Origin of the sequence: Pseudomonas sp. Z3-6 (assembly GCF_051131985.1) — a bacterium.
GTDB classification, from domain to species: domain Bacteria; phylum Pseudomonadota; class Gammaproteobacteria; order Pseudomonadales; family Pseudomonadaceae; genus Aquipseudomonas; species Aquipseudomonas zanjanensis.
Genome location: NZ_CP071644.1, coordinates 3,250,739 through 3,272,211 on the forward strand (window position 1 = coordinate 3,250,739; position 21,473 = coordinate 3,272,211).

The window sequence follows — 21,473 nt, forward strand, 5'->3', positions numbered from 1 at the left end:
GCTCATGTCGGCTTCCCGTGTCTTGATCGCCTGCTGGATGGCGCTGGCTGTGCTGAGCAGCGGCACCGTCGCCCTCGGTCAGATCGCCGCCAGCGGGCTGGTGTCCATCGCCATCCTGGCGGTCGCGGTGACCAAGGCCTGGCTGATCGCCGACGGTTTCATGGAGCTGCGCCATGCGCCGCGGTTGTGGCGGTGGTTGGTGTTGAGCTGGGCGGTGGTGCTGGCGATTGCGATCTCGTTCGCGCTCTGACGCCCGACATTCCCCCCTGTGGCGAGGGAGCTTGCTCCCGCTGGGCTGCGAAGCGGCCCCAACAGCAACGACTCAATCCATCTGACACACCGCGCCAGCAGGTTTTAGGGTCGCTTCGCAACCCAGCGGGAGCAAGCTCCCTCGCCACAAAAGCTCATCTGCCTTTCTGGCAGTGTTGGAACACCCCAGCAAAACACAAAAGCTCACCCGCCTTTTCGGGCGGTGTTGGAACAACCCACCAAAACCATCGGAGATTCTTGATCGCCATCAAGCGGTTCCGGACCCCTGGCTTCCTAGAATGGTCACGCCAAGCAATGAGGAAGTGACCATGTCAGATACCTTCACCAAAGGCATGGCCAGGAATATTTACTTCGGGGGAAGCATCTTCTTCTTCCTGATATTCCTGGCCCTGACCTACCACACGGAACAGACCTTTCCCGAACGCAGCAACCAGGCGCAATTGACGGAATCGGTGATACGCGGCAAGGGCGTCTGGGAGCGCAACAACTGCATCGGCTGCCATACCCTGCTGGGCGAGGGCGCGTATTTCGCGCCGGAGCTGGGCAACGTGGTCAACCGGCGCGGTGGCGACGAGGCTTTCAAGCCATTCCTGCAGGCCTGGATGAAAATGCAGCCGCTGAACGTTCCGGGTCGTCGGGCCATGCCGCAGTTCAACCTGAGCGAGCAAGAGGTCGACGACATCGCCGAGTTCCTCAAGTGGAGCTCGAAAATCAACACCAATGGCTGGCCGCCAAACAAGGAGGGCTGAGAGATGAGCATGGCTAATCCGCATCTGAAATTCGCCTCGCAGGCCGTCGCCAAACCCTACTTCGTGTTTGCCCTGATGCTGTTCCTCGGGCAGGTGCTGTTCGGTTTGATCATGGGCTTGCAATACGTGGTCGGCGACTTCCTGTTCCCGCTGATCCCTTTCAACGTGGCCCGCATGGTCCACACCAACCTGCTGATCGTCTGGCTGCTGTTCGGCTTCATGGGCGCGGCGTATTACCTGATCCCGGAGGAGGCCGATCGCGAACTGCACAGCCCGAAACTGGCACTGTTGCTGTTCTGGGTATTCGCCGCCGCAGGCGTGGCGACGATCCTGGGCTACCTCTCGGTACCTTATGCGACGCTGGCGAAGTTCACCGGCAACGACTTGCTGCCGACCATGGGGCGGGAGTTCCTGGAGCAGCCGACGATCACCAAGATGGGCATCGTCGTGGTGTGCCTGGGGTTCCTCTACAACATCGGCATGACCTTGCTCAAAGGTCGCAAGACCACCGTCAGCATGGTGATGATGACCGGCCTGATCGGCCTGGCGGTGTTCTTCCTGTTCTCCTTCTACAACCCGGAAAACCTCGCCCGCGACAAGTTCTACTGGTGGTGGGTGGTGCATCTTTGGGTGGAAGGCGTCTGGGAATTGATCATGGGTTCGATGCTTGCCTTCGTCCTGATCAAGATCACCGGCGTGGACCGGGAAGTGGTGGAAAAATGGCTCTACGTGATCATCGCCATGGCACTGATCACCGGCATCATCGGCACCGGTCACCACTTCTTCTGGATCGGCGCGCCCGAGGTCTGGCTGTGGGTCGGTTCGATCTTCTCGGCGATGGAACCACTGCCGTTCCTGGCGATGGTGGTCTTCGCCTTCAGCATGGTGAAGAACCGCCGTCGGCATCACCCGAACCGCGCCGCGACCTTGTGGGCCAAGGGCACCACCGTCACCGCGTTCTTCGGCGCAGGGGTCTGGGGTTTCCTGCACACCCTGGCGCCGGTCAACTACTACACCCACGGTTCGCAACTGACCGCGGCCCACGGTCACCTGGCCTTCTACGGTGCCTACGCGATGATCGTGATGACGCTGATCAGCTACGCCATGCCACGCTTGCGCGGCTTGGGCGAAGCGGCGGACGAACGTTCCCAGCGGCTGGAGATCTGGGGCTTCTGGTTGATGACCCTGTCGATGGTGATGATCACCTTGTTCCTCACCGCGGCCGGTGTCGTCCAGGTCTGGTTGCAACGTTGGATGGAGGATGGCAGTGCCTTGCCGTTCATGGCGACGATGGATCATCTGAAGCCGCTGTTCTGGGCGCGACTGGTCAGCGGCGTCGGGTTCCTGGCCGGGCTGCTCTGCTACCTGTTCAGCTTCCGTCAACGTGGCCGCGCGGCCCTGCGTGCACCGGCGGCGGTGGTGCCTTCTTGAAAAGCCACCGCTGAACTCGTGGCGAGAGAGCTTTTGTGGCGAGGGAGCTTGCTCCCGCTGGGCTGCGCAGCAGACCCTTTTTGACGGGCGCTTCGCACCCAAGCGGGAGCAAGCTCCCTCGCCACAAAAGCAGTATGAGCCAGTCTCTTCACTGCAATGGGTTGATAGGAGAGTAACCATGGCATTCACCCTGGAGCTGGAAGAATGGGTCGGCAGTGTCTGGCACCGTTTCATCACCCGCCGGGCCAGTGCCGATTTTCCTGAAGCACGGGTCGAGCTAATCCCGCGGCAACGCTCGCTGCAGGTGCTGTTTCGCGCCACCGGCGGTGCCCCGCACCTGGGGCTGGAAGCGGTCAGTGACCGCGACCTGCTGCTGCGGCGCAACCTGATGCAGCAGATCGCCGGCACCTGCAAGCAAGTGCCCCTGGCCTGGTGCGACGGCGACAATCTGCGCTTGCCGGCGAGCCTGGCGGCGTTCCCCGATGTCGAGCTCAACCAAGAGTTGTATCGCTGGCTGGCCTTGCTGGCCGCGCAGTCGGGACCGATGAAGCATTGGGGTCGGGACAATCAGCGCTGGACCCTGGCGGTGTTGAAGCGCTACCCGGCGCTGCGCCCGCGCTACCGGCGACTGGTGGACGCGCACCTGTCCCTGCGCCCCGATCCGGCGACGCTCAACCCGGCCGAAGCCGCTTTGGAGCGGGCGTTGTGCCAAGCCTTGCGCGAACCGGGCAGCGTCGAACATTTTCCCCGCAGCGAGCGGGCCGCCTGGCCGTTGCCACTGTGGCTCTACCCACCCCAACACCTGGCCAATCCCCAGGCCGCCAACCTCGAGGAGTCCGAGCAATACCTGGCGACACCGCCCGGCGAACAACAGGGCGGCCGCAAGCGCGCCGAGCGAATCGATGACACCAGCCGTGACGGTGGCCTGCTGATCGTGCGCCTGGAAAACCTGTTCAGCTGGACCGAACATGTCGACCTGGATCGCTGGGCGGATGACCGCGAAGACCCGGACGCCGCTCGCGTCGCCGAGGACTTGGATCAGTTGACGCTTTCCCGCACCCGCGTGCGCAAGGGCGGTGGCTTGAAGCTGCACCTGGACCTGCCTCCGGCCGATGTGGACGACATCCCGTTGGGCGCGGGCATCCTGTTGCCGGAATGGGATTATCGCAAGCAACGCCTGCAGGACGACTTCGTCAGCCTGCAAACGTTCACCCCCCGCGATTGTCAGCCGCAGCCGCTGCCGGCACGCTTGCGAACCTCGGCCCAGCGCCTGCGTCGCCAGTTCGAACACTTGCGCAACGACCGCCAATGGTTGCGCCAGCAAACCCAAGGCTCGGAACTGGACCTGCAAGCCTGGCTGGATTTTCACGTCGAGCGCCAACATGGCCAATGCAGCGAACGCGGACTGTTCATGGACCAGCGCCAGACTCGCCGCGACCTGGCCTGCCTGCTGCTGGCCGACCTGTCGATGTCCACCGATGCCCACCTCAATGACGAGCACCGGGTGATCGACGTGATCCGCGACAGCCTGTTGCTGTTCGGTGAAACTCTGTCGGTGCTGGGGGATGACTTCGCGTTGTACGGGTTCTCGTCCCTGCGTCGCCAGCAGGTGCGCCTGCATGAACTCAAGGCCTTCAACCAGCGCTACGACGATCACACTCGCGGACGGATCCAGGGCCTCAAGCCCGGTTACTACACGCGCATGGGCGCAGCGATTCGCCAGGCCACGCAACGGCTGGCGGGCTGCAAGCGCCGGCGCAAATTGTTGTTGCTGCTCAGTGACGGCAAGCCCAACGACCTGGACCTTTACGAAGGACGCTACGGTGTGGAAGACACCCGCCAGGCAGTGCTGGAAGCCCGGCGCCAAGGGTTGACGCCGTTCTGCATCACCATCGACCGCGAAGCGGGGGATTACCTGCCGTACATGTTCGGGGCCAACGGCTACACCTTGATTCGCCAGCCCGAGCAACTGCCGCTGCGTCTACCGCAGTTGTACCGGCAATTGACTCAGGATTGAGGGTTCAGGCGATGCTGCGAGGCAGCCAGAAGAACATGACGATGCAGAAGATCGTCAAGCCGACACAGAACCAGGTGAAGCGCCGCAGCCGACGCTCGCCGGCCATCGCTGCTTCGGCGGGCAGGGGCATGCCGCACTGGCGACATTCGGTCGCATCGGCGGGATGGGCCTGTTGGCAATACAGGCAAGTGGGCTGCGTGCTCATTCGAATTGTTCCAGGCGCAGGCGATCGAGAATGGCGATCTGGCGACCGTCCTGGGTGATGATCTTTTCATCGATCAGGCGCCGGATGATCCGTGAAAAGGTTTCCGGCTGGATGGACAAGTGCCCGGCGATCAACTGCTTGGCCATCGGCAGTTCGAACTGACTGTCGACGGTTTGCAGGCGCACCAGTTGCGTCAACAGATAGCGCACCACGCGGTGCGTGGCGTTTTTCAGCGACAGGGTTTCAATCTCGTTGACCCGTTGGTGCAAACGCACGCAGAGCTTGCCGAGCAGGGCGAAGGTCAGCCGGCTGTTGCTTTGCAGCAGACGCATGTAGGTGGCGTTGGACAGCCGATATAGCTGGGTCGGGCCGACGGCTTCGGCGGACGCGACGTAGTTGGGCGTGTCCATCAACATCATGGCTTCGGCGAAGGTCTGGCGCTCGCCAATCACTTCGAAGACTTTTTCCTGGCCGTCCGGGGTTAGCCGGTAGATTTTCACCGCGCCGGAAATCACGAAGTAAAACGCCTGCGCCGGCTCTCCCTGACGGAACAGCGGATCGCCCCTGTCGATGCTCAGCAGTTGGCTGTTGCTCATCAATTCGTCGAGCTGTTCTTCGTTCAACGGCTCGAACAGATGATGGCTGCGCAGAATCTGGTGATGGACGCGGTGGAGCACCATGGCGTGGAATCCTTGTAAAGGCGAAAGAGGTGATCGGGGTCAGACCAGGCTCAGGGACAGGCCGCTGGCAAGCGCCACGACGCAGGTGAGCACGACGAACCAGGTGAGCGGCAGGACGACGGATTTCATGGAGGACCCCGGCAAAGAAAGGTGATGCCGTGCCTGAGCAAGAGCCGGGCCAGGCTTGGGGGCTTTGATTCATGGGGCGTTGGGGCTGGGTAGGGTAGAAATGACCCTGGGTCAATAGGGTAAAAATAACCGCGAAAGGGTCTTAAATACCCCGTTCAGCTACAGTCCCTGTGGGAGCACCATGCGGTACACATGAAAAATGATGGACCTGTGGCGAGGGAGCTTGCTCCCGCTCGGCTGCGAAGCAGTCGTAAATCGGCGGGTGCGGAGTGTCTGATGCTCTGCATTTGGCGGCTTTAGGGGCCGCTTCGCGGCCCAGCGGGAGCAAGCTCCCTCGCCACAGGTCTATTGAACAGCATTACTGAACTCCAACACTGACCCACTTCGGCAAGCCCCTTGCAAGTGCCTGTTCGAGACGGGAGGTCGCCGATGCGCTGGCTTGATCTGAGACAAGGCCGGCCGGCGTCGATAGCCGATCATTCGAACCCTGGTTTGTCGTCCCTCGCTGGCTGTCTGGCGAGGCAAAGGAGTGGTGTATGCAAGTGCTTGACCGTCGCAAGGCCATGGCCATCGCGCCGCTGTGGCGCCTGGCGTTTCGGCCGTTTTTTCTGGCCGGTTGTGTGTTGGCGTTGTTGGCCGTTCCTTTCTGGCTCGCGGCGTTTACCGGGCGGTTGTCGGCCTGGCAGCCGGCCGGCGGCTGGTTGGCCTGGCACCGGCATGAGCTGTTATTCGGTTTCGGCTTGGCGATCATCGCCGGGTTCCTGCTGACCGCGGTGCAAACCTGGACCGGCATCCCGGGGCTCAGCGGCAAGCGCCTGGCAACGCTGGCGTTGTTGTGGCTGGGCGCGCGGCTCGCCTGGCTGGTCGATGCGCCTTGGCCGTTGCTGGCGCTGCTGGAGTTGGGTTTTGCCCTGGCGGTCGCGGTGTTGATGGGCGTGATGTTGTGGCGCGTGCGGCAGAAGCGCAATTACCCGATTGTGCTGGTGTTGCTGCTGTTGGCCGCCGCCGACGGGTTATCCGTGTACGGCCTGGTGCAGCACAACGAGGGCTTGCAGCGCCAGAGCGTGCTCACCGGCCTGTGGCTGGTGGCGGCCATGATGGGCTTGATTGGCGGCCGCGTGATTCCATTCTTTACCCAGCGCGGCCTCGGTCGGGTCGAAGGCGTGGCCCCTTGGCCGTGGCTCGATCGCCTGTTGCTGGCGGGTGCGGCGCTGGTGGCGTTGTTGTATGCCTTCGGCCCGGCTCTGGCGGCCAGCGTCTGGGTTGGCCTGTTGTTCGCCGCGTTGGCGGTGGGGCACGGGATTCGACTGGTGCGTTGGCATGATCGGAATTTGTGGAGGGTGCCACTGCTGTGGTCGTTGCACCTGGCCTACGCTTGGCTGGCGGTGGCCTGCCTGGGCATGGCGCTGTGGCATTTCGGTGTGCCGGTGAGCCCGAGCCTGGCGGTGCACAGCCTGACCATCGGCGCCATGGCCGGTTTGATCCTGGCGATGATTGCCCGTGTCAGCCTGGGCCATACCGGGCGCCCCCTGGAGCCACCGGCGGGCATGACCCTGGCATTCATCCTGCTGAACCTGGCGTGCCTGAGCCGGGTGCTGTTGGTGTTGCTGTTGCCGTTGGCCGGGCTGTGGCTGGCGGCGCTGTGCTGGACACTGGCGTTTGGTTTATACGCCTGGCGCTATGGGCCGATGCTGCTCAAGGCCCGGGTGGATGGGCATCCGGGATGAGCCGGTTGGGCAGAGGGAATCGATAATGTACGGGGTCTTGCTTGTCACGCACCTGTTGGCGGCCATCGCCTTCATTGGCACGCTGTTTTTCGAGGTGTTCATCTGGCATGCCGCGCGCGGGCCTTTGACGCAGATCGTCAGGGACGGCGCTGACCAGGCGATCGCCCGGCGCTCGCGGCATGTGCTGCATGGCGTGGTGCTGGTGTTGTACGGCGCCGGCATGGCCCTGGCCTGGCAGCATCGCGGCGCATTGAGCCAGCCGTGGAGCAACAGCTTCGGTCTGTTGCTGAGCCTGAAGATTCTGTTGGCGCTGAGCATCATCGGGCATTACCTGTGGCTGGCGTACTGGCTCAAAAGCGGACACCTGACACCCAGCCGCGCCTGCTGGCTGCGGCGCAGTATCCTGGGGCACATGGTGCTGATCGTGGTGTTGGCGAAGGCGATGTTCTATTGGCAGTTTTGAGCAGAAGAGACAGCACTGAACCTCTGTGGGAGCGGGCTTGCTCGCGAAGACGGTGGATCAGTCAGTATTGATGTTGACTGACACGCCGCCTTCGCGAGCAAGCCCGCTCCCACAGGTGTGGTGTGCTGTTTGAGGTTAGTGAGCAGCCTTCATCGCATTGACGAACAACACATTGTTCTCCAGATGGATGTGCTGCATCAGGTCATCACGAAACTCCACCAGCCCGCGGTACAGGGCGCGCCAGGTGTTGCAGGCGTCGGAGGGTGGGGTGATCTGGTCGGTCAGGGCCAGCATGGTTTCCAGGGCGTCGCCGTGCTGGTCGTGTTCGTAGCGCAGTACCTGGATCGGCGCCGAGGCGCGTTCGCCCAGGCCTTGTTGCAGCATCGGGAACAGCACCTGTTCCTCCTTGAGCATGTGGCCTTCGAGTTCCTGATACATGTCCTGCAAGTGATCGGCCAGGCCGTTGGGGCAACTGGCCCGGGCGCCATGGACCGTCTCGACGCGCCGGGCCAGGCGGATCAGTTCCGGCAGTTGTTCGCGATGACGCGCGTGGTAGCGTTCCAGGATATGGGCGATCAACAATGCCTGGGGCTCGTTGCGCCAGTCATGGCCCAGCTCCCCGGCCGCTTGCAGGGTGCTGAGGGCGTCGGCGATCAGCAACGGATTCAAGCCTTTGCCCAGCGCCGCTTCGCGCAAGGATTTTTGCCCACCGCAACAGAAGTCGAGGTTGTAATGATGGAAGGTACGGGTTGCACCAGGAATGTCGCAGGCCAGTTGGCCGAGGCTTTGTTCCAGCAGATCGAGGTTCATCATGTTTCCTTGGGTTGAATCCCGGGAGGGACAGATGAGCGCTTCTTTGCAGCCGGCATGCCAGATTCAACTGATTGAAAACAAAGCACTAAATTATTGACAGGGTGATTGTCACCCTGACTGTGAAGGGTCAAACGAACCCTGGAGGGTCATCACTACCATGCTGCGTGAAAGCCTGGCCGCCGACCTGATCGTCGAGCTGCCCAATGCGGTGCGATTGCAGCGCCTGGTGCAGACCCTGCGCGAGTACTTCAACAGTGGCGCCGTGGGGCTGCTGCGCCTGGACGACGACAGCCTCAGGCCCGTGGCTACGGTGGGCCTGGTCCACGAAGCGCTGGGCCGGCGTTTCGTGATCGCCCAACATCCGCGCCTGGCGGCGATCATGGCCTCGCGCGAACCCACTTGGTTCGAGCCGGACAGCCGTTTGCCCGATCCGTATGACGGCTTGCTCGACCACCACGTCGGCGAGCCGCTGCCGGTGCATGACTGCATGGGCGTGAGCCTGTACGTGGAAGGCCGGCTCTGGGGCGCGATCACCCTGGATGCGCTGCACGCCGGCACCTTCGACAGCCGCGCCCGGGAGGAACTCAAGCGGTGTACGTTGCAGATCGAGGCGGCGGTGCGCGTCACCCGTCTCGAACAGGAAAACCGTAGCCTGCGGGCATCGCGCAGCGACCCGGCCGACTTGCGCCTGCCAGCCGAGGAGGGTGAGATCCTTGGGCGCAGCGAAGGCTTGCAGCAATTGCTCAACGAGCTGGATGTGCTGGCCGATTCCGAATTGCCGGTGCTGTTGCTGGGTGAGACTGGCGTGGGCAAGGAGTTGTTCGCCCGGCGGCTGCATCGCCTGTCCCGGCGCGGTCATAAGCCATTGGTGCAGGTCAACTGCGCGGCGTTGCCCGAGTCCCTGGCCGAAAGCGAGTTGTTCGGCCACGTCAAAGGCGCGTTTTCCGGGGCGACCACCGACCGCGCCGGACGCTTCGATGCGGCCAATGGCGGCACGCTGTTTCTCGATGAGGTCGGTGAGTTGCCGTTGAGCGTGCAGGCCAAGTTGCTGCGCACCTTGCAGAACGGCGAGATCCAGCGCCTGGGGGCGGACAAGCCGCTGCACGTCGATGTGCGGATCATCGCCGCCACCAACCGGCATTTGCCCGACAGCATTCGCGATGGGCTGTTTCGCGCCGACCTGTATCACCGGCTCTCGGTCTACCCGGTGCCGATCCCGCCGCTGCGTGAGCGCGGCCACGATGTGTTGATGCTGGCCGGGCACTTTCTCGAACTGAACCGCACGCGCCTGGGCTTGCGCGGCTTGCGCCTGTCACCGGCGGCCGAACAGGCGTTGCTGGCGTACAGCTGGCCTGGCAATGTGCGCGAGCTGGAGCATGTCATCAGCCGCGCGGCGTTGAAGCAACTGAGTCGTGGCGCCAGTCGCAGCCTGATCATGACCCTGGAGCCGCAGGTGCTGGACCTGGATGTCAATGCTAGCAGCAGCTCTGCACAGACGCTGCCGGAACAGGCCCTGCAAGCGTTGGAGGCGCCCGTGCAGCCCTTGAGCGAGGCGGTCGATGGTTGCCAGCGCCAGGCGATCCTCAAGGCCTTGGAACGTTGCGGGCAGAACTGGGCGGGGGCGGCGCGGTTGTTGGAGGTTGACCCGAGCAATCTGCATAAACTGGCGCGGCGGTTGGGGCTTAAGTAGCGGCAGACCGGATTGCCGCCTTCGCGAGCAAGCCCGCTCCCACATTGGATCTGTGATTGTCTTCAGTTTCCTGATCACCCCCAATCCCCTGTGGGAGCGGGCTTGCTCGCGAAGAGGCCGGCACATTCACCGCAAGAGCCCGCATTGACAACGATCAAGGCCAACCACCGCAGTCGACTCCACACTGGCCCAAACCCACAGTGGAGATCCCCCTCATGCCTCTTTCCCTGGCCAAGATGCGCCGCCAGTACACCCGCGATGGCCTGGACGAAGCCCAGGCACCAGACGATCCCCTGGCCCTGTTCGCGCTCTGGATGCAACAGGCCCGCGATACCGAAAGTCCGCCCGTGGAAGCCAACGCCATGGCCCTGGCGACGGTGGACGCCCAGGGCCGGCCTCACTGCCGGGTGTTGTTGCTCAAGGGGTTCGACGCCCAGGGCTTTTCGTTTTTCGGCAACTACGACAGCCTCAAGGGCCAGGACCTGGCGGCCAATCCCTGGGCCGCCATGACGTTTTTCTGGCCGGGGCTGGAACGGCAAGTACGCATCGAAGGACCGGTCCACAAGCTTGATCCTGCGCTGTCGGATGCCTATTTCGAATCCCGTTCCGTAGGCAGTCGCCTGGGGGCCTGGGCGTCGCCACAAAGCCGCCCATTGCCGGATCGGGCCGCGCTGGAAACCTTGCTCACGCAGACTGAACGACGCTTCGCCGATCAGCCTGTGCGGCGCCCTGGGCATTGGGGCGGCTATTGCCTGCAACCGCAGCGGCTGGAGTTCTGGCAGGGCCGCGCCGACCGTTTGCATGACCGTCTCGACTACCGCCTGCAGGATGGCGCCTGGCAGCGCAGCCGCCTGGCACCCTGAATAGGTGCCTTTGTAGGAGCTGCCGAAGGCTGCGATCTTTTGATCTTTCGCTTGAAACTCAAGCGGCCCGGGAAAGATCGCAGCCTCGCTTCGCTCGTCAGCTCCTACTGGGACAGGATCGTTCTTGCATGAGGTGCCAAGGGAGGTACCTCCAAGGAGGAATAGGCCCGGCAACGATTGCGGTTCAGGCTGGGCCATCTTTTCTGACAGGACGGCTGATCATGGCCCATCTGACGCAACGCCACTTTCAACCGCTGAACATCGCGGTCCTCACCATCAGCGACACCCGCACCTTTGACACTGACACCTCGGGCCAGACCCTGGCGGACCTGCTGCAAACCGCCGGGCACGCGCTCATTGACCGGGGGCTGGTGAAGGACGATATCTACCAGATCCGCGCCCAGGTCTCCCAATGGATCGCCGACCCCAAGGTCCAGGTGGTGTTGATGACTGGCGGCACCGGTTTCACCCCGCGGGACAACACGCCCCAGGCGGTGGCACCGTTGCTGGACAAACAGGTGGACGGTTTTGGCGAGTTGTTCCGCCAGGTGTCGCTGGCGGAGATCGGCATGTCCACACTGCAATCGCGCGCCTTGGCGGGCATGAGCAATGGGGTGCTGGTGTGCTGCTTGCCGGGTTCGCCGGGGGCGTGCCAGACCGGTTGGGAGCAGATCCTCGCCGGGCAATTGGATAGCCGCACCGGCCCATGCAATTTCACCCCGCACCTCAAGCCCCAGGACGGCATCGCCCCGACGGCGTGCGAGACGCGCTCGTGAGCGGCCGGGTGTGCGACAGCGGCGTGCTGATGCCGGTGGATGAAGCGATCCGGCATCTGCTCGACCAGGCGCCGCCGCCACCGCCCGTGCAACGGGTCGCCCTGGACCAGGCCCTGGCGCGTGTGCTGGCTGCTGACATTATCTGCCCGATGAACCTGCCGGCCTGGGACAACAGCGCGATGGACGGCTATGCCCTGCGGGCCGCTGACCTGCCGGTGGAGGGCGGCCACCTGCTGTTGGCCGGGCGCATCGCCGCCGGTGACCAGCCGGGCGAGACGTTGCAGGCCGGGCAGGCCGTGCGGATTTTTACCGGCGCGCCGCTGCCACCGGGTGCCGACACGGTGGTGCCACAGGAAAGCTGTCGCGTCGATGGCGAGCGGGTCTGGTTGCCGTCGGTCAATGGCGGCGACCATGTTCGCAAGGAAGGCGAGGAGCTGCGTCGAGGCGACCGGCTGCTCGAAGCCGGTACGCGCTTGCGCGCCCAGGAGTTGGGTTTGCTCGCCGGTGCCGGCGTCGGCCAGGTGGACGTTTATCGCCCCTTGCAAGTGGGCTTGCTCAGCAGCGGCGATGAGCTGCGCGAACCGGGCGAGCCATTGGCGCCAGGACAGATCTACAACAGCAATCGCCACAGCCTCGCCGCGCTGTTGCGCGGCTGGGGTGTCGAGGTGCATGACTTCGGGGTCATGCCCGATCGGCTATTGGCCAGTCGACAGGCATTGCGCCTGGCCGCAGCCGAATGCGATGTGCTGATCACCTCGGGTGGTGTCTCGGTGGGGGAAGAGGATCACCTCAAGCACGCTATCGAAACCTTGGGCAGCATCGACCTCTGGCGCCTGGCGATCCAGCCGGGCAAGCCCCTGGCCTTTGGCGATGTGGAAGGCAAGCCTTGGATCGGGCTGCCGGGCAACCCGTCGGCGGCGTTGATTACCGCGCTGATCGTCGTGCGGCCGTTCCTGTTCCGGGCCCAGGGCATGAACGATGTCCTGCCGGTGCTGTTGCAGGTACCGGCCGGGTTCGACTGGCTCAAGCGCAACCGTCGCCGGCAATACCTGCGAGCCCGATTGGTTGCAGGCATAGATGGCCAGTTGTGTGTCGAACTGCATCCCCAGCAAAGTTCAGCGATGCTGACCGCCGCCTGTTGGGCCGATGGCCTGGCTGTGGTCGAGCGTGAGGCGCTGGTGCACAAGCACGACCGGGTGCTGTACCTGCCGTTCGCGAGCCTGATGCATTGACGGCAATTGATTGCCGTCAAGGTCGCCGCCGGCTGGCTGGCTAGACTGGCGGCGCCCTTAGTTTTCTCACGAGGTTGCCCCATGCAACTGGTTTGCCCGGCAGGGAATCTGCCTGCCCTCAAAGCGGCGGTGCGCCAAGGCGCCGATGCCGTCTATGTTGGCTTTCGCGATGACACCAATGCCCGGCACTTCGCCGGGCTGAACATGGACGACAAACAGTTCGATGCGGCTGTCGCACATATCCGCCAGCACCAACGCAAGCTGTACGTGGCGGTCAATACCTACCCGCAACCCAAGGGCTGGGAGCGCTGGCAACGGGCCGTGGACCGTGCCGCCGATTTCGGCGTGGATGCCCTGATCGCCGCCGACCCCGGCGTGCTCAGCTACGCCAGCCAGCGCCATCCTCGGTTGGCGCTGCACCTTTCCGTACAGGGCTCGGCCACACACGCAGCCGCCCTGGCTTTTTACGCCCAGCGCTACGACATCCGCCGTGCGGTACTGCCGCGGGTGCTGTCCCTGGCCCAGGTGCGGCAGGTGGCGGCGGGCAGCCCAGTGCCGATCGAAGTCTTCGGTTTCGGCAGCCTGTGCATCATGGCCGAGGGCCGTTGTCATTTGTCTTCCTACATCACCGGCGAATCGCCGAACCTGTGCGGCGTCTGTTCGCCCGCCAAGGCCGTACGCTGGAGCGAAGACGCCCAAGGCTTGAGCGCGCGCTTGAGCGAAGTGCTGATCGACCGCTACACCCCTGAAGAACCGGCCGGTTATCCGACCCTGTGCAAAGGCCGCTTCCTGGTCGGCGGCAAGCGTTTCCACGCCCTGGAAGAACCCACCAGCCTCGACACCCTCGACCTGCTGCCGGAACTGACGGCCATCGGCGTCGAAGCGGTGAAGATCGAAGGGCGCCAACGCAGCCCGGCCTACGTCGAGCAAGTGACCCGGGTCTGGCGCGCCGCACTGGACGCCCACCAGGCCGCGCCGCAACGGTTCCGCGTGCGGGAAGAATGGCGCCAGGTGCTGGCCGGTTTGTCCGAAGGCAGCCAGACCACCCTGGGTGCCTACCATCGATCATGGCAATGAAGGAGGCCAGATGAAACTCAGCCTGGGACCGGTCCTGTTTTACTGGGACAAAGCGCAACTGGGGAATTTCTACGCCGAGATGTCGGCCTTGCCGCTGGACGTGATTTACCTGGGGGAAACCGTGTGTTCGAAACGCCGGGCGTTCTCCCTGGATCAGTGGCTGGGGTTGGCGCGCGAGCTGCAAGCGTGCGGCCAGGCACAGATTGTGTTGTCGAGCCTGACGCTGATCGAAGCGGCCTCGGAGCTTTCTTCGCTGCGACGCCTGTGTGACAACGGCCAATTGTTGGTGGAAGCCAACGACATGGGCGCGGTGCAGTTCATGGCCGAACGCAAGCTGCCTTTCGTTGGCGGCCCGGCGCTGAACTTGTACAACGGCCACGCCCTGGGGCAATTGCTCGACAGCGGCATGATCCGCTGGGTGCCGCCCGTGGAGTGCTCGGCGGCGCTGATCGGCGACGTGCTGGAGCAAGTGCGGGACATGGGCCGTGAAGTGCCCGAAGTGGAGATTTTTTCCTATGGTCATCTGCCCCTGGCGTACTCGGCGCGCTGCTTTACCGCCCGGGCCGAGAACCGACCCAAGGACGACTGCCAGTTCTGCTGCATCAACTACCCCGACGGCCTGGCATTGAGCAGCCAGGAAGGCCAACAGTTGTTCACCCTCAACGGCATCCAGACGATGTCCGGCGAGGTGACGAACCTGCTGGCCGATTACACCGCGCTGCAGGCCTGTGGTGCCGACGTTCTGCGCCTGAGCCCGCGCGCCCAGGGCATGGCCGAAGTGGTCACGGCTTTCGACAAGGTTCGCCAGGGCGAAGCACCACCGTTGTTCGTGGAAGGATGCAATGGTTACTGGCACGGCCATGCCGGCATGTTGAAGGTAGAGGAGGCGGGCTTGTGTTGAGTCCGAAGAAGTGGGTGCTCAAAGGTGCTGATCGCTTGCTGCCGCTGGTGGGCAAGGTGCCGTTCGTGGTGCAGCGACTGGCGTTGCAGCAGGCGCTCAATCGCTGCCTGGCCGAGCCGTTGCGCGACGGTGGTTTCGATGTACTGCGTGGGCGCTGGTTGTGCCTGCGCGTGCCTGACCTGAAGTTGTGCTGGTACCTGACCCTGGCCCGGGATGGGTTGCGCATCGCCGAACGGGCCGAGGCCCAGGTCACCATCAGCGGCAACTGGCGCGAGTTCCTGTTGCTGGCCAGCCGTCAGGAGGATCCGGATACGTTGTTCTTTCGTCGTCGGTTGGTGATAGAGGGGGACACCGAGTTGGGGCTGGCGTTGAAGAACTTGATCGACAGTCTTGATCCGGAGGTGTTGCCGCCGTGGCTTTGGCGCAATCTGGAAAGGGCGGGGAAGGGGTTGGCGGCGGTCTGAGAGGTTGAGTTGCTTTGATCGACGCAGATCCAGTGTATAGCTTGCCTGCGATATAGGTGGCCTCATAGCCGGCCTGGCTCTTGCGGATGTACCCCATCCATGTGGGAGCCGAGCTTGCTCGCGATGGCGGCCTGACAGCCGACCTGTCTCTTGCGGATGTACACAGATCTCCTGCGGAGCTGCGGCTGTGATCTTTTGATCTTGGTACGGCGAGGCACGTCAGTGCGCAAACGCTTTAGGGTATTTGTCCAAATAGGCATCATTGAGCTGCGTATCCTGGGAACGCATGAAAGTTTTAAAGTCGGGTACCAGAAAGACCAGCAAAGACAACAGCAGTACCATGGCGCCCAGCAGCGTGATTGTCAGTGCAACCCCCAAAGAGGCGATCAGGGTGTTCATCGCGAAACTGCCCAAGGGGCTGGCCGCCGCAGACAGAAATGAAACCGTTGCAAAAATCCGGTTGCGATGGAGCTTTGGCGTTGCCAGCAACCTCACAGCGGAAGTGGGGATGTTAATCAACATCAGGCCGACGCCGCCGCAGAAAAAGGCCGCGGGCACGATGAACGACGATGAAACGGTCCCGACCACTACAAGGTTGCACCCCAGCAATGCGAAACCTGCGGACACACACATGTCACGGGGGACCCGATCGGATAACCAGCCGATGATCTTGTAACTGCCCGCCAGAATGCCCAGCCCGAAGCACGAATCCAGAAGACCGATGTAAGTGACCGGGTACTGGATGACTTCCTTTACATACAGTGGGATCAGGATGGTGAAGAACGGAAACAGGGCAAAGTTGATCAGCATTGCAATGATGGCCAGGTAAAATTCGACTTTCACTCCGTAAACTACTTTGAAGCCGGAATAGATCATGCTAAAGCCGCTGGCACCCGGGGCTTTTTCGCCTTGGTCAGTGGCGCCGATGGGGCTCGGGATGGTCGCGATCAACGCCCCGGCGATGAGAATTGCAAAAAAATCGGCGGCAAAGGCGAACGTGATACCGAATCCGTAAATCAACCCGCTGGCCAGTACCGGCCCCAGCAGAATGGAAAAGGACGACATCACGCTTTTGGTCCGAAAGGCCAGGGAGACTTTATCGTCGTCTGCAAACAAAGGAATGATCGACGCCTGGAGAGGGTCGCGTACGCCGACAATCGCACTGCTGATCATCATCAGCGCGCCAACCGTCCAGGGGTTGAACGACCCCGTGGCGGACAGCACCACCATCAACAGCGCCGTCAGCAGGCTGATCCATGAGGCCAGCTTGATGATCAGGATTTTGTTGTACTTGTCCCCCAGCCATCCCAGCAGGGGTTTGGCTAACACCTCCGTCGCGATGGAACAGGCAATCATGTTGGCGAAATAGAGCGCGGAGCCTGTTTCCTGCAAGGTCCACCAGGCCACCGCCAGTTGATTGCACCTTCCCCCGAGAACCATCAACAAAAAGCTGAACTGCACTTTCAGAAGACGCCGGTCGATGCCGGGAAAGCCCCACGTAATGCCTGAAAAATTTGCACTCATTGACGTACCTTTGATCCTCCGGAATTCCAATACGGTCCTACCAAGTTGTGTCTGTCACTCGGGTAATACCCAGGCGTGGGCTATATCGTTGACGATGATTTTTTGCAGGTGGTGGAGATCGCGCCAACGGAATATTACTTTCAAGATGTTGCGGCTTTACATCATCGCGAAGAGGTGGCGATTTTTCTGAAATGTTAGTCGTGCTGGTTGTGGGAATGAGCTTACTGATCCTTAGGAAAGGTATGTTGTTGTCGCAGGATGGATCTTGGAAGTTTCTGTAAGTTATTTCTGAAATATATTAAGTTCTTGGCGCGTTGTCTCAGACAAGATTAGGTTTGCAGTATCAGTTGAGCTGATTTCAAAAAATTGAATCAGCAAGTGCGTTCTAACGGACATACGGAGGCTACAGGTTTTAGGACCGCTCGCGGTCCAGCGGGAGCAAGCTCCCTCGCCACAGGTTTTGGTGTTCGACACTAGAACCTGTTCGCCTTCTCAAGCCGTCTCGGTGGCTTCGATCATCTGGCTTTCAATCAGCCGCTTGATCTCCTCGAACAACTCGTCACTCTGCTCCTCGGTACAATCCTCGCCGTTGCGTTTGCGCAAACCGTGGTGACTGAAGATCAGATGCACATCGGCGTGCAAGTCGTGCTGGTTCAGGCAGCTTTCGACGCATTGCAGCGGGCAGCCATCCAGCGCCAGGATTCGCCGTCCCGAGCGCGCTTTTTTGACCAGCGCTGCCACATGTCCGCCGACCCCGACGATGCAGGACATTTCGGCCAGGCCGCTGCGATCCAGGCGCAGGGCCAGGGTATTGGCCAACTGCGCGACATTCGAGCAGCCGGAGCAGGAGTAGACCAAGGGAAGGCTTGAATTGGACATGGGGGTTCTTCTCTGATAGACGCTGCCAGTGTGCGAGGCCGGCAATAGCACGCCTTGACCATGGTCAAATCTGAGACTGGCTCGGCTACTGTTGGTAAGCAGTCAGCTCTTCTTCAGCTAGGATACGAATGTTGCGCCGCTCCATAGCAATCAACCCCCCATCCACCAACCGATGAAGAATCCGCGAAAACGTTTCCGGCTGAATCCCCAGCTTGGAAGCCACCAGCCGCTTCGACACCTGCAACACCACCTGACCATCCCTTGGATCTCGCTCCTGCAACAGGAAATTGATCACCCGCCGACTGGCACTGGCCAAGGTCAAGTTATCGATATCCTTGAGCCGCTGGTGCAAATGGATACTCATGCTCGCCAGGATCGCCAGGCAAACCTTGGGCTGGTCCTCCAGGGCCTTGCGATAATGCGTGCCCTCGATACTCACCAGCACACTGTCCTTGATCGCCGACGCGCTGACCGGGTAGCAACGGGCCTGGCTGAACAGCAGGGCCTCGGCGAAGGTCTGGCCGGGCTGGATGATTTCCACCAGGTTTTCCTGGCCCTCGCCGGTGACCCGGAACAGCTTGATCTGGCCACTGACCAGCAAGAAAAAACGCTTGGCCGGATCGCCCTGGTGCATGAGCGTGCTGTTGCAGGCCAGGCGCTTGAGCACGGCCAGGTTGCAGACGTCCTCGAATACCCGCTCCGGCAATTGGCTGAACAGGTGATGACGACGCAACAGTAAAACGATGGAAGGGTGGGTCAGCATGGCGTACCTCCGCGTGCCGTCATGGTAGAGCCCAAATCGCAGTCGGCCTATGCCTCGGCAGGCCTACCTCGGAAGAGGGATGGGGAGCGGCCATGCCAGTCAAATCAATGCCTGCAGAACACAGATCCTGTGGCGAGGGAGCTTGCTCCCGCTGGGCTGCGTAGCAGGCCCCAAAAAAACAGGGCCGCTGCGCGCCCCAGCGGGAGCAAGCTCCCTCGCCACGGGTTGTGTGTTAATTCATGGGTTCCAGGGGGCTCAGCCGGCCCCGCGCAAATGCTCCATCGCCCACACCGCCGCTTCCACCCGCGAACGCAAGCCGAGCTTGTGCAGCAGGTTCTTCACATGGACCTTGACCGTGCCTTCGGTGATGCCCAGCTTGTGGCCGATGACCTTGTTGCTGTAGCCGCCGGCGATGGTCTTGAGGACCTGGCGTTCGCGTTCGGTCAGTTCCACATCGGCCTGGCGCGGTGGCGAGCGCAGGGCCTGGGCCATGACGCGGGTCAGGCCGGGGCTGATCACCAGGGCGCCGTTGAGGGCGTCGCGGATGTACTGGATCAGCAACTCAGGCTCCATGTCCTTGAGCAAGTAGCCGTTGGCGTCCAGGCGCAGGGCGTCGCGGATGTCGTCCTCGGCATCGGACACGGTGAACAGCAGCACCTTGCCGGTGTAGTGCATGGCGCGCAGGCGGCGCAGGGTCTCGATGCCGTTCATCTGCGGCATGTTGTTGTCCAGCAGCACCAGGTCGGGCTGGAGCGGTTCGATCAGGCTCAGGGCTTCTTCGCCGTGGCTGGCTTCGCCGACGATGTGCAAATCGTCTTCGAGCTCAAGCATCTGGCGGATCCCGCGACGCATCATCGGGTGATCGTCGACCAGGAGCAGGGTGTGGCGCAGGGGGGCGTTCATGTTGCGAGGCCTTCGGTGGGGTGGCCCAGGAATTCCGGTTGGAAATGCACCTGGATACGGGTGCCCTGGGGTGTACGTGAATGAATCTGCAGTTGGCCATGCAGGCTGCGGGCCCGTTCGTTCATGATGTTCAGGCCATGGTGCTCGCGCTGGTCGACCTCGCCGCTGAAACCACGGCCATCGTCTTCAATCGACAACCGCACGGTCTCGCCTTCCTGGCGCAGTTCGAGCCAGGCGTTTTCGGCATGGGCATGGCGCAGGCAGTTGGACAGGGCCTCGCGGGTGATCTGGAGGATGTGGATCTGTTCGCTGGCCGACAGCTCGAAGGCCAGGGTGTCGATGAACAGGTGCACCTGGAAATCCCCGCGGTTGGAGAATTCCTCGGCGGTGTCCTTGAGTTCCTGGACCAGGCCGTCATCACGGATCTGCAGGCGGAAGGTGGTGAGCAGCTCACGCAATTGCCGATAAGCGTTGTTCAGCCCCTCGCGCAGCTCGCCGGTGACAGTCTCCAGGGTCTGCACCGGTTCGCCGCGACGCATCAGCGTCTGCATGCGGCTGACTTGCAGTTTCATGTACGACAAGGCCTGGGCCAGGGAGTCGTGCAGCTCCCGGGCGATGATCGTGCGCTCGTCGAGCAGCAGCAGGCGATGGTCCTGTTCGCGCTGGCGCTTGAGGGACAGCGAGGTGCCGATCAGGTTGGCCAGGGCCTGGATCAACGCAGTTTCCCAGGGTTGCGCCGCGTGGCCATCGACGAAATGCGCCTTGAGCTCACCCAGTTCGGTACCCTGGTTGCTGATGCTGAAGGCCTGTGGGCGCGCGGCGTTGTGTTTGTGGCAACTGGCGCAATCGCTGCTGGCGCAAACCTGGCGGCTGGCGGCGCCGTGCAAGGCCAGCAGGTGCTTGGCCGGGGCCTGCAATTGCCCTTGCAGGCACAGCGTCAGGCGCAACCCCGGCAGGCGCTGCTGGAAGCGCCGGATCAACTCATCCAGGCCTTCGGCATTGGCCTGGCGCGTCGCCAGGCTGCGACTGCTCTGGTAGAGCAATTCGAGGGCGGCATTGGCCTGTTGCAGGTTCAGGGTCTTTTGTTGCACCTGGGCTTCCAGGGTGCGGTGGGACTGCTCGATGGTCTCGGCCATGGTGTTGAAACTGGTCGCCAACTGGCCCAGTTCATCCTCGGACTGATGGTTGACCCGCACCTGGAATTCGCCACGACGAAAGCGCTGGGTGGCGTCCACCAGTTCCTGCAAGGGCGTGACCACGCCGTACTGCAATTCATACAGGCCGATCAGCAGGATGATCATGGTGCTGAACAGCGCGATGCCCTGGATCGCCTGCTGCCAGCCTTGTTTGTGTTCGCTCTGGCGTTGCAGCAGGGTGACGAACTGGTCCAGCTGCTCCACGAAAGAGCTGGCGCTGCTTTGGAAAAACGCTGAATCGCCACGTTCGATGGCCGGACGCAAGGTCTGGTTCCAGCGCTGCATGAGGTCGCGATAGCTCTTGTGCAACGAGGTTTCCGGCCCGTCTTCCAGCACGGCGCGCAGGGCCGGGCTGTCGAGGCGTTGTTGCAGGCTGGCGATGATCGCCGGGATGTCGTCGTTGGCCCCAGCCGCCAGTTTCCAGCTCAGGTGGTAGGTTTCCATGCGCACGGAACCGGCGGTGTTGATGGCGGCAGCGTCGCCCTGGCTGAACCAGGCGATCAAGCCGGCGCTCAAGGAACTGGCCAGGGCCAGGATGGCGATCAGGATCACCGCCAGCCCGGCGCGAGCGGGCAGGGAACTGCGCAGCCAACGCATCATTGACGCGGGCCTGCGGGGCAAAACGTTGAAGCGAGCATAGCGGGCGCCCTGGACCTGGGATGTAGCAGCCGATCCTGGGCGCACTACCTCTAAAGAGTTGTCGGCCGTTCCGTTTCCATAA

General features: G+C 62.5%; 21 protein-coding genes. 13 read left to right on the forward strand and 8 right to left on the reverse strand.

The window, feature by feature from the left end; all coding sequences use genetic code 11:
• Positions 1 to 4: 4 nt before the first annotated feature.
• From J3P88_RS14700 to J3P88_RS14715, 4 genes are all read left to right on the forward strand, one after another.
• On the forward strand, positions 5 to 250 hold the full coding sequence (locus tag J3P88_RS14700; RefSeq protein ID WP_186704970.1) for a cytochrome C oxidase subunit IV family protein: 246 nt from the start codon (positions 5 to 7) through the stop codon (positions 248 to 250).
• Between the two features lie 328 nt (positions 251 to 578).
• Positions 579 to 1,019, forward strand: a complete 441-nt coding sequence (locus J3P88_RS14705; protein ID WP_003202495.1) for a c-type cytochrome — start codon at positions 579 to 581, stop codon at positions 1,017 to 1,019.
• Between the two features lie 3 nt (positions 1,020 to 1,022).
• Positions 1,023 to 2,450 carry a cbb3-type cytochrome c oxidase subunit I gene (locus tag J3P88_RS14710; protein ID WP_186705766.1) on the forward strand — a complete coding sequence of 476 codons (1,428 nt, stop codon included), beginning with the start codon at positions 1,023 to 1,025 and terminating at the stop codon, positions 2,448 to 2,450.
• Between the two features lie 178 nt (positions 2,451 to 2,628).
• A complete protein-coding gene (locus tag J3P88_RS14715) occupies positions 2,629 to 4,467 on the forward strand; it encodes a nitric oxide reductase activation protein NorD (protein WP_434576118.1) in 1,839 nt (612 codons plus the stop codon).
• A 4-nt stretch (positions 4,468 to 4,471) separates the two neighbouring features.
• On the opposite strand, the gene J3P88_RS14720 is transcribed toward J3P88_RS14715, so the two are convergent.
• Positions 4,472 to 4,672 carry a protein DnrP gene (locus tag J3P88_RS14720; RefSeq protein WP_186729263.1) on the reverse strand — a complete coding sequence of 67 codons (201 nt, stop codon included), beginning with the start codon at positions 4,670 to 4,672 and terminating at the stop codon, positions 4,472 to 4,474.
• Entirely contained in the window at positions 4,669 to 5,352 is a 684-nt protein-coding gene (locus J3P88_RS14725; RefSeq protein WP_186705769.1) for a Crp/Fnr family transcriptional regulator, read from the reverse strand. Before J3P88_RS14725 ends, J3P88_RS14720 begins: the two co-directional genes overlap by 4 nt.
• Positions 5,353 to 6,017: 665 nt before the next feature.
• Between J3P88_RS14725 and J3P88_RS14730 the strand changes: the two genes are divergently transcribed.
• Positions 6,018 to 7,208, forward strand: a complete 1,191-nt coding sequence (locus J3P88_RS14730; RefSeq protein WP_434576121.1) for an NnrS family protein — start codon at positions 6,018 to 6,020, stop codon at positions 7,206 to 7,208.
• A gap of 25 nt (positions 7,209 to 7,233) precedes the next feature.
• Entirely contained in the window at positions 7,234 to 7,671 is a 438-nt protein-coding gene (locus J3P88_RS14735) for a hypothetical protein (protein ID WP_434576123.1), read from the forward strand.
• A 135-nt stretch (positions 7,672 to 7,806) separates the two neighbouring features.
• On the opposite strand, the gene ytfE is transcribed toward J3P88_RS14735, so the two are convergent.
• Entirely contained in the window at positions 7,807 to 8,481 is a 675-nt protein-coding gene (gene ytfE, locus J3P88_RS14740) for an iron-sulfur cluster repair protein YtfE (protein WP_186705772.1), read from the reverse strand.
• Between the two features lie 160 nt (positions 8,482 to 8,641).
• Here ytfE and norR point away from each other — a divergent pair, with 160 nt between their 5' ends.
• From norR to ubiT, 7 genes are all read left to right on the forward strand, one after another.
• Positions 8,642 to 10,174 (forward strand): nitric oxide reductase transcriptional regulator NorR, encoded by a 1,533-nt coding sequence (gene norR / locus J3P88_RS14745; protein WP_186705773.1) that lies wholly within the window; start codon positions 8,642 to 8,644, stop codon positions 10,172 to 10,174.
• Between the two features lie 215 nt (positions 10,175 to 10,389).
• A complete protein-coding gene (gene pdxH / locus J3P88_RS14750; RefSeq protein ID WP_434576125.1) occupies positions 10,390 to 11,037 on the forward strand; it encodes a pyridoxamine 5'-phosphate oxidase in 648 nt (215 codons plus the stop codon).
• A gap of 221 nt (positions 11,038 to 11,258) precedes the next feature.
• Positions 11,259 to 11,813, forward strand: a complete 555-nt coding sequence (gene moaB / locus J3P88_RS14755) for a molybdenum cofactor biosynthesis protein B (protein WP_434576127.1) — start codon at positions 11,259 to 11,261, stop codon at positions 11,811 to 11,813.
• Complete coding sequence (locus tag J3P88_RS14760) at positions 11,810 to 13,045, forward strand: molybdopterin molybdotransferase MoeA (protein ID WP_434576129.1); 1,236 nt, start codon at positions 11,810 to 11,812, stop codon at positions 13,043 to 13,045. Before moaB ends, J3P88_RS14760 begins: the two co-directional genes overlap by 4 nt.
• An 81-nt stretch (positions 13,046 to 13,126) precedes the next feature.
• The gene (gene ubiU / locus J3P88_RS14765; RefSeq protein ID WP_053119545.1) at positions 13,127 to 14,122 is read left to right on the forward strand and encodes a ubiquinone anaerobic biosynthesis protein UbiU; all 996 of its coding nucleotides are present in this window, start codon (positions 13,127 to 13,129) and stop codon (positions 14,120 to 14,122) included.
• Between the two features lie 10 nt (positions 14,123 to 14,132).
• Positions 14,133 to 15,023 carry a U32 family peptidase gene (locus tag J3P88_RS14770; RefSeq protein WP_186705777.1) on the forward strand — a complete coding sequence of 297 codons (891 nt, stop codon included), beginning with the start codon at positions 14,133 to 14,135 and terminating at the stop codon, positions 15,021 to 15,023.
• On the forward strand, positions 15,017 to 15,487 hold the full coding sequence (ubiT, locus tag J3P88_RS14775; RefSeq protein WP_092347921.1) for a ubiquinone anaerobic biosynthesis accessory factor UbiT: 471 nt from the start codon (positions 15,017 to 15,019) through the stop codon (positions 15,485 to 15,487). Before J3P88_RS14770 ends, ubiT begins: the two co-directional genes overlap by 7 nt.
• 219 nt (positions 15,488 to 15,706) lie before the next feature.
• Here the strand turns inward: ubiT and J3P88_RS14780 are convergent, their stop codons facing one another.
• The 5 genes from J3P88_RS14780 to J3P88_RS14800 form a co-directional block, all read right to left on the reverse strand.
• Positions 15,707 to 17,011: an MFS transporter gene (locus J3P88_RS14780; protein ID WP_434576132.1), complete on the reverse strand. Its 1,305-nt coding sequence runs from the start codon at positions 17,009 to 17,011 to the stop codon at positions 15,707 to 15,709.
• A 492-nt stretch (positions 17,012 to 17,503) separates the two neighbouring features.
• The gene (locus J3P88_RS14785) at positions 17,504 to 17,890 is read right to left on the reverse strand and encodes a putative zinc-binding protein (protein ID WP_434576134.1); all 387 of its coding nucleotides are present in this window, start codon (positions 17,888 to 17,890) and stop codon (positions 17,504 to 17,506) included.
• Positions 17,891 to 17,975: 85 nt separating this feature from the next.
• Positions 17,976 to 18,653, reverse strand: coding sequence for a Crp/Fnr family transcriptional regulator (locus tag J3P88_RS14790; protein ID WP_186729269.1), 678 nt, complete (start codon positions 18,651 to 18,653; stop codon positions 17,976 to 17,978).
• A gap of 255 nt (positions 18,654 to 18,908) precedes the next feature.
• Complete coding sequence (gene narL, locus J3P88_RS14795) at positions 18,909 to 19,556, reverse strand: two-component system response regulator NarL (RefSeq protein ID WP_186705780.1); 648 nt, start codon at positions 19,554 to 19,556, stop codon at positions 18,909 to 18,911.
• A complete protein-coding gene (locus J3P88_RS14800) occupies positions 19,553 to 21,352 on the reverse strand; it encodes a HAMP domain-containing protein (RefSeq protein WP_186705781.1) in 1,800 nt (599 codons plus the stop codon). Before J3P88_RS14800 ends, narL begins: the two co-directional genes overlap by 4 nt.
• Positions 21,353 to 21,473: the final 121 nt, after the last annotated feature.

Bases quoted from the DNA above. Each gene is read 5' to 3' on its own strand.
- J3P88_RS14700 (WP_186704970.1), top strand. From the start codon at position 5: ATGTCGGCTTCCCGTGTCTTGATCGCCTGCTGGATGGCGCTGGCTGTG.
- J3P88_RS14705 (WP_003202495.1), top strand. From the start codon at position 579: ATGTCAGATACCTTCACCAAAGGCATGGCCAGGAATATTTACTTCGGG.
- J3P88_RS14710 (WP_186705766.1), top strand. From the start codon at position 1,023: ATGAGCATGGCTAATCCGCATCTGAAATTCGCCTCGCAGGCCGTCGCC.
- J3P88_RS14715 (WP_434576118.1), top strand. From the start codon at position 2,629: ATGGCATTCACCCTGGAGCTGGAAGAATGGGTCGGCAGTGTCTGGCAC.
- J3P88_RS14720 (WP_186729263.1), bottom strand. From the start codon at position 4,672: ATGAGCACGCAGCCCACTTGCCTGTATTGCCAACAGGCCCATCCCGCC.
- J3P88_RS14725 (WP_186705769.1), bottom strand. From the start codon at position 5,352: ATGGTGCTCCACCGCGTCCATCACCAGATTCTGCGCAGCCATCATCTG.
- J3P88_RS14730 (WP_434576121.1), top strand. From the start codon at position 6,018: ATGCAAGTGCTTGACCGTCGCAAGGCCATGGCCATCGCGCCGCTGTGG.
- J3P88_RS14735 (WP_434576123.1), top strand. From the start codon at position 7,234: ATGTACGGGGTCTTGCTTGTCACGCACCTGTTGGCGGCCATCGCCTTC.
- ytfE (WP_186705772.1), bottom strand. From the start codon at position 8,481: ATGAACCTCGATCTGCTGGAACAAAGCCTCGGCCAACTGGCCTGCGAC.
- norR (WP_186705773.1), top strand. From the start codon at position 8,642: ATGCTGCGTGAAAGCCTGGCCGCCGACCTGATCGTCGAGCTGCCCAAT.
- pdxH (WP_434576125.1), top strand. From the start codon at position 10,390: ATGCCTCTTTCCCTGGCCAAGATGCGCCGCCAGTACACCCGCGATGGC.
- moaB (WP_434576127.1), top strand. From the start codon at position 11,259: ATGGCCCATCTGACGCAACGCCACTTTCAACCGCTGAACATCGCGGTC.
- ubiU (WP_053119545.1), top strand. From the start codon at position 13,127: ATGCAACTGGTTTGCCCGGCAGGGAATCTGCCTGCCCTCAAAGCGGCG.
- J3P88_RS14770 (WP_186705777.1), top strand. From the start codon at position 14,133: ATGAAACTCAGCCTGGGACCGGTCCTGTTTTACTGGGACAAAGCGCAA.
- J3P88_RS14780 (WP_434576132.1), bottom strand. From the start codon at position 17,011: ATGAGTGCAAATTTTTCAGGCATTACGTGGGGCTTTCCCGGCATCGAC.
- J3P88_RS14785 (WP_434576134.1), bottom strand. From the start codon at position 17,890: ATGTCCAATTCAAGCCTTCCCTTGGTCTACTCCTGCTCCGGCTGCTCG.
- J3P88_RS14790 (WP_186729269.1), bottom strand. From the start codon at position 18,653: ATGCTGACCCACCCTTCCATCGTTTTACTGTTGCGTCGTCATCACCTG.
- narL (WP_186705780.1), bottom strand. From the start codon at position 19,556: ATGAACGCCCCCCTGCGCCACACCCTGCTCCTGGTCGACGATCACCCG.
- J3P88_RS14800 (WP_186705781.1), bottom strand. From the start codon at position 21,352: ATGATGCGTTGGCTGCGCAGTTCCCTGCCCGCTCGCGCCGGGCTGGCG.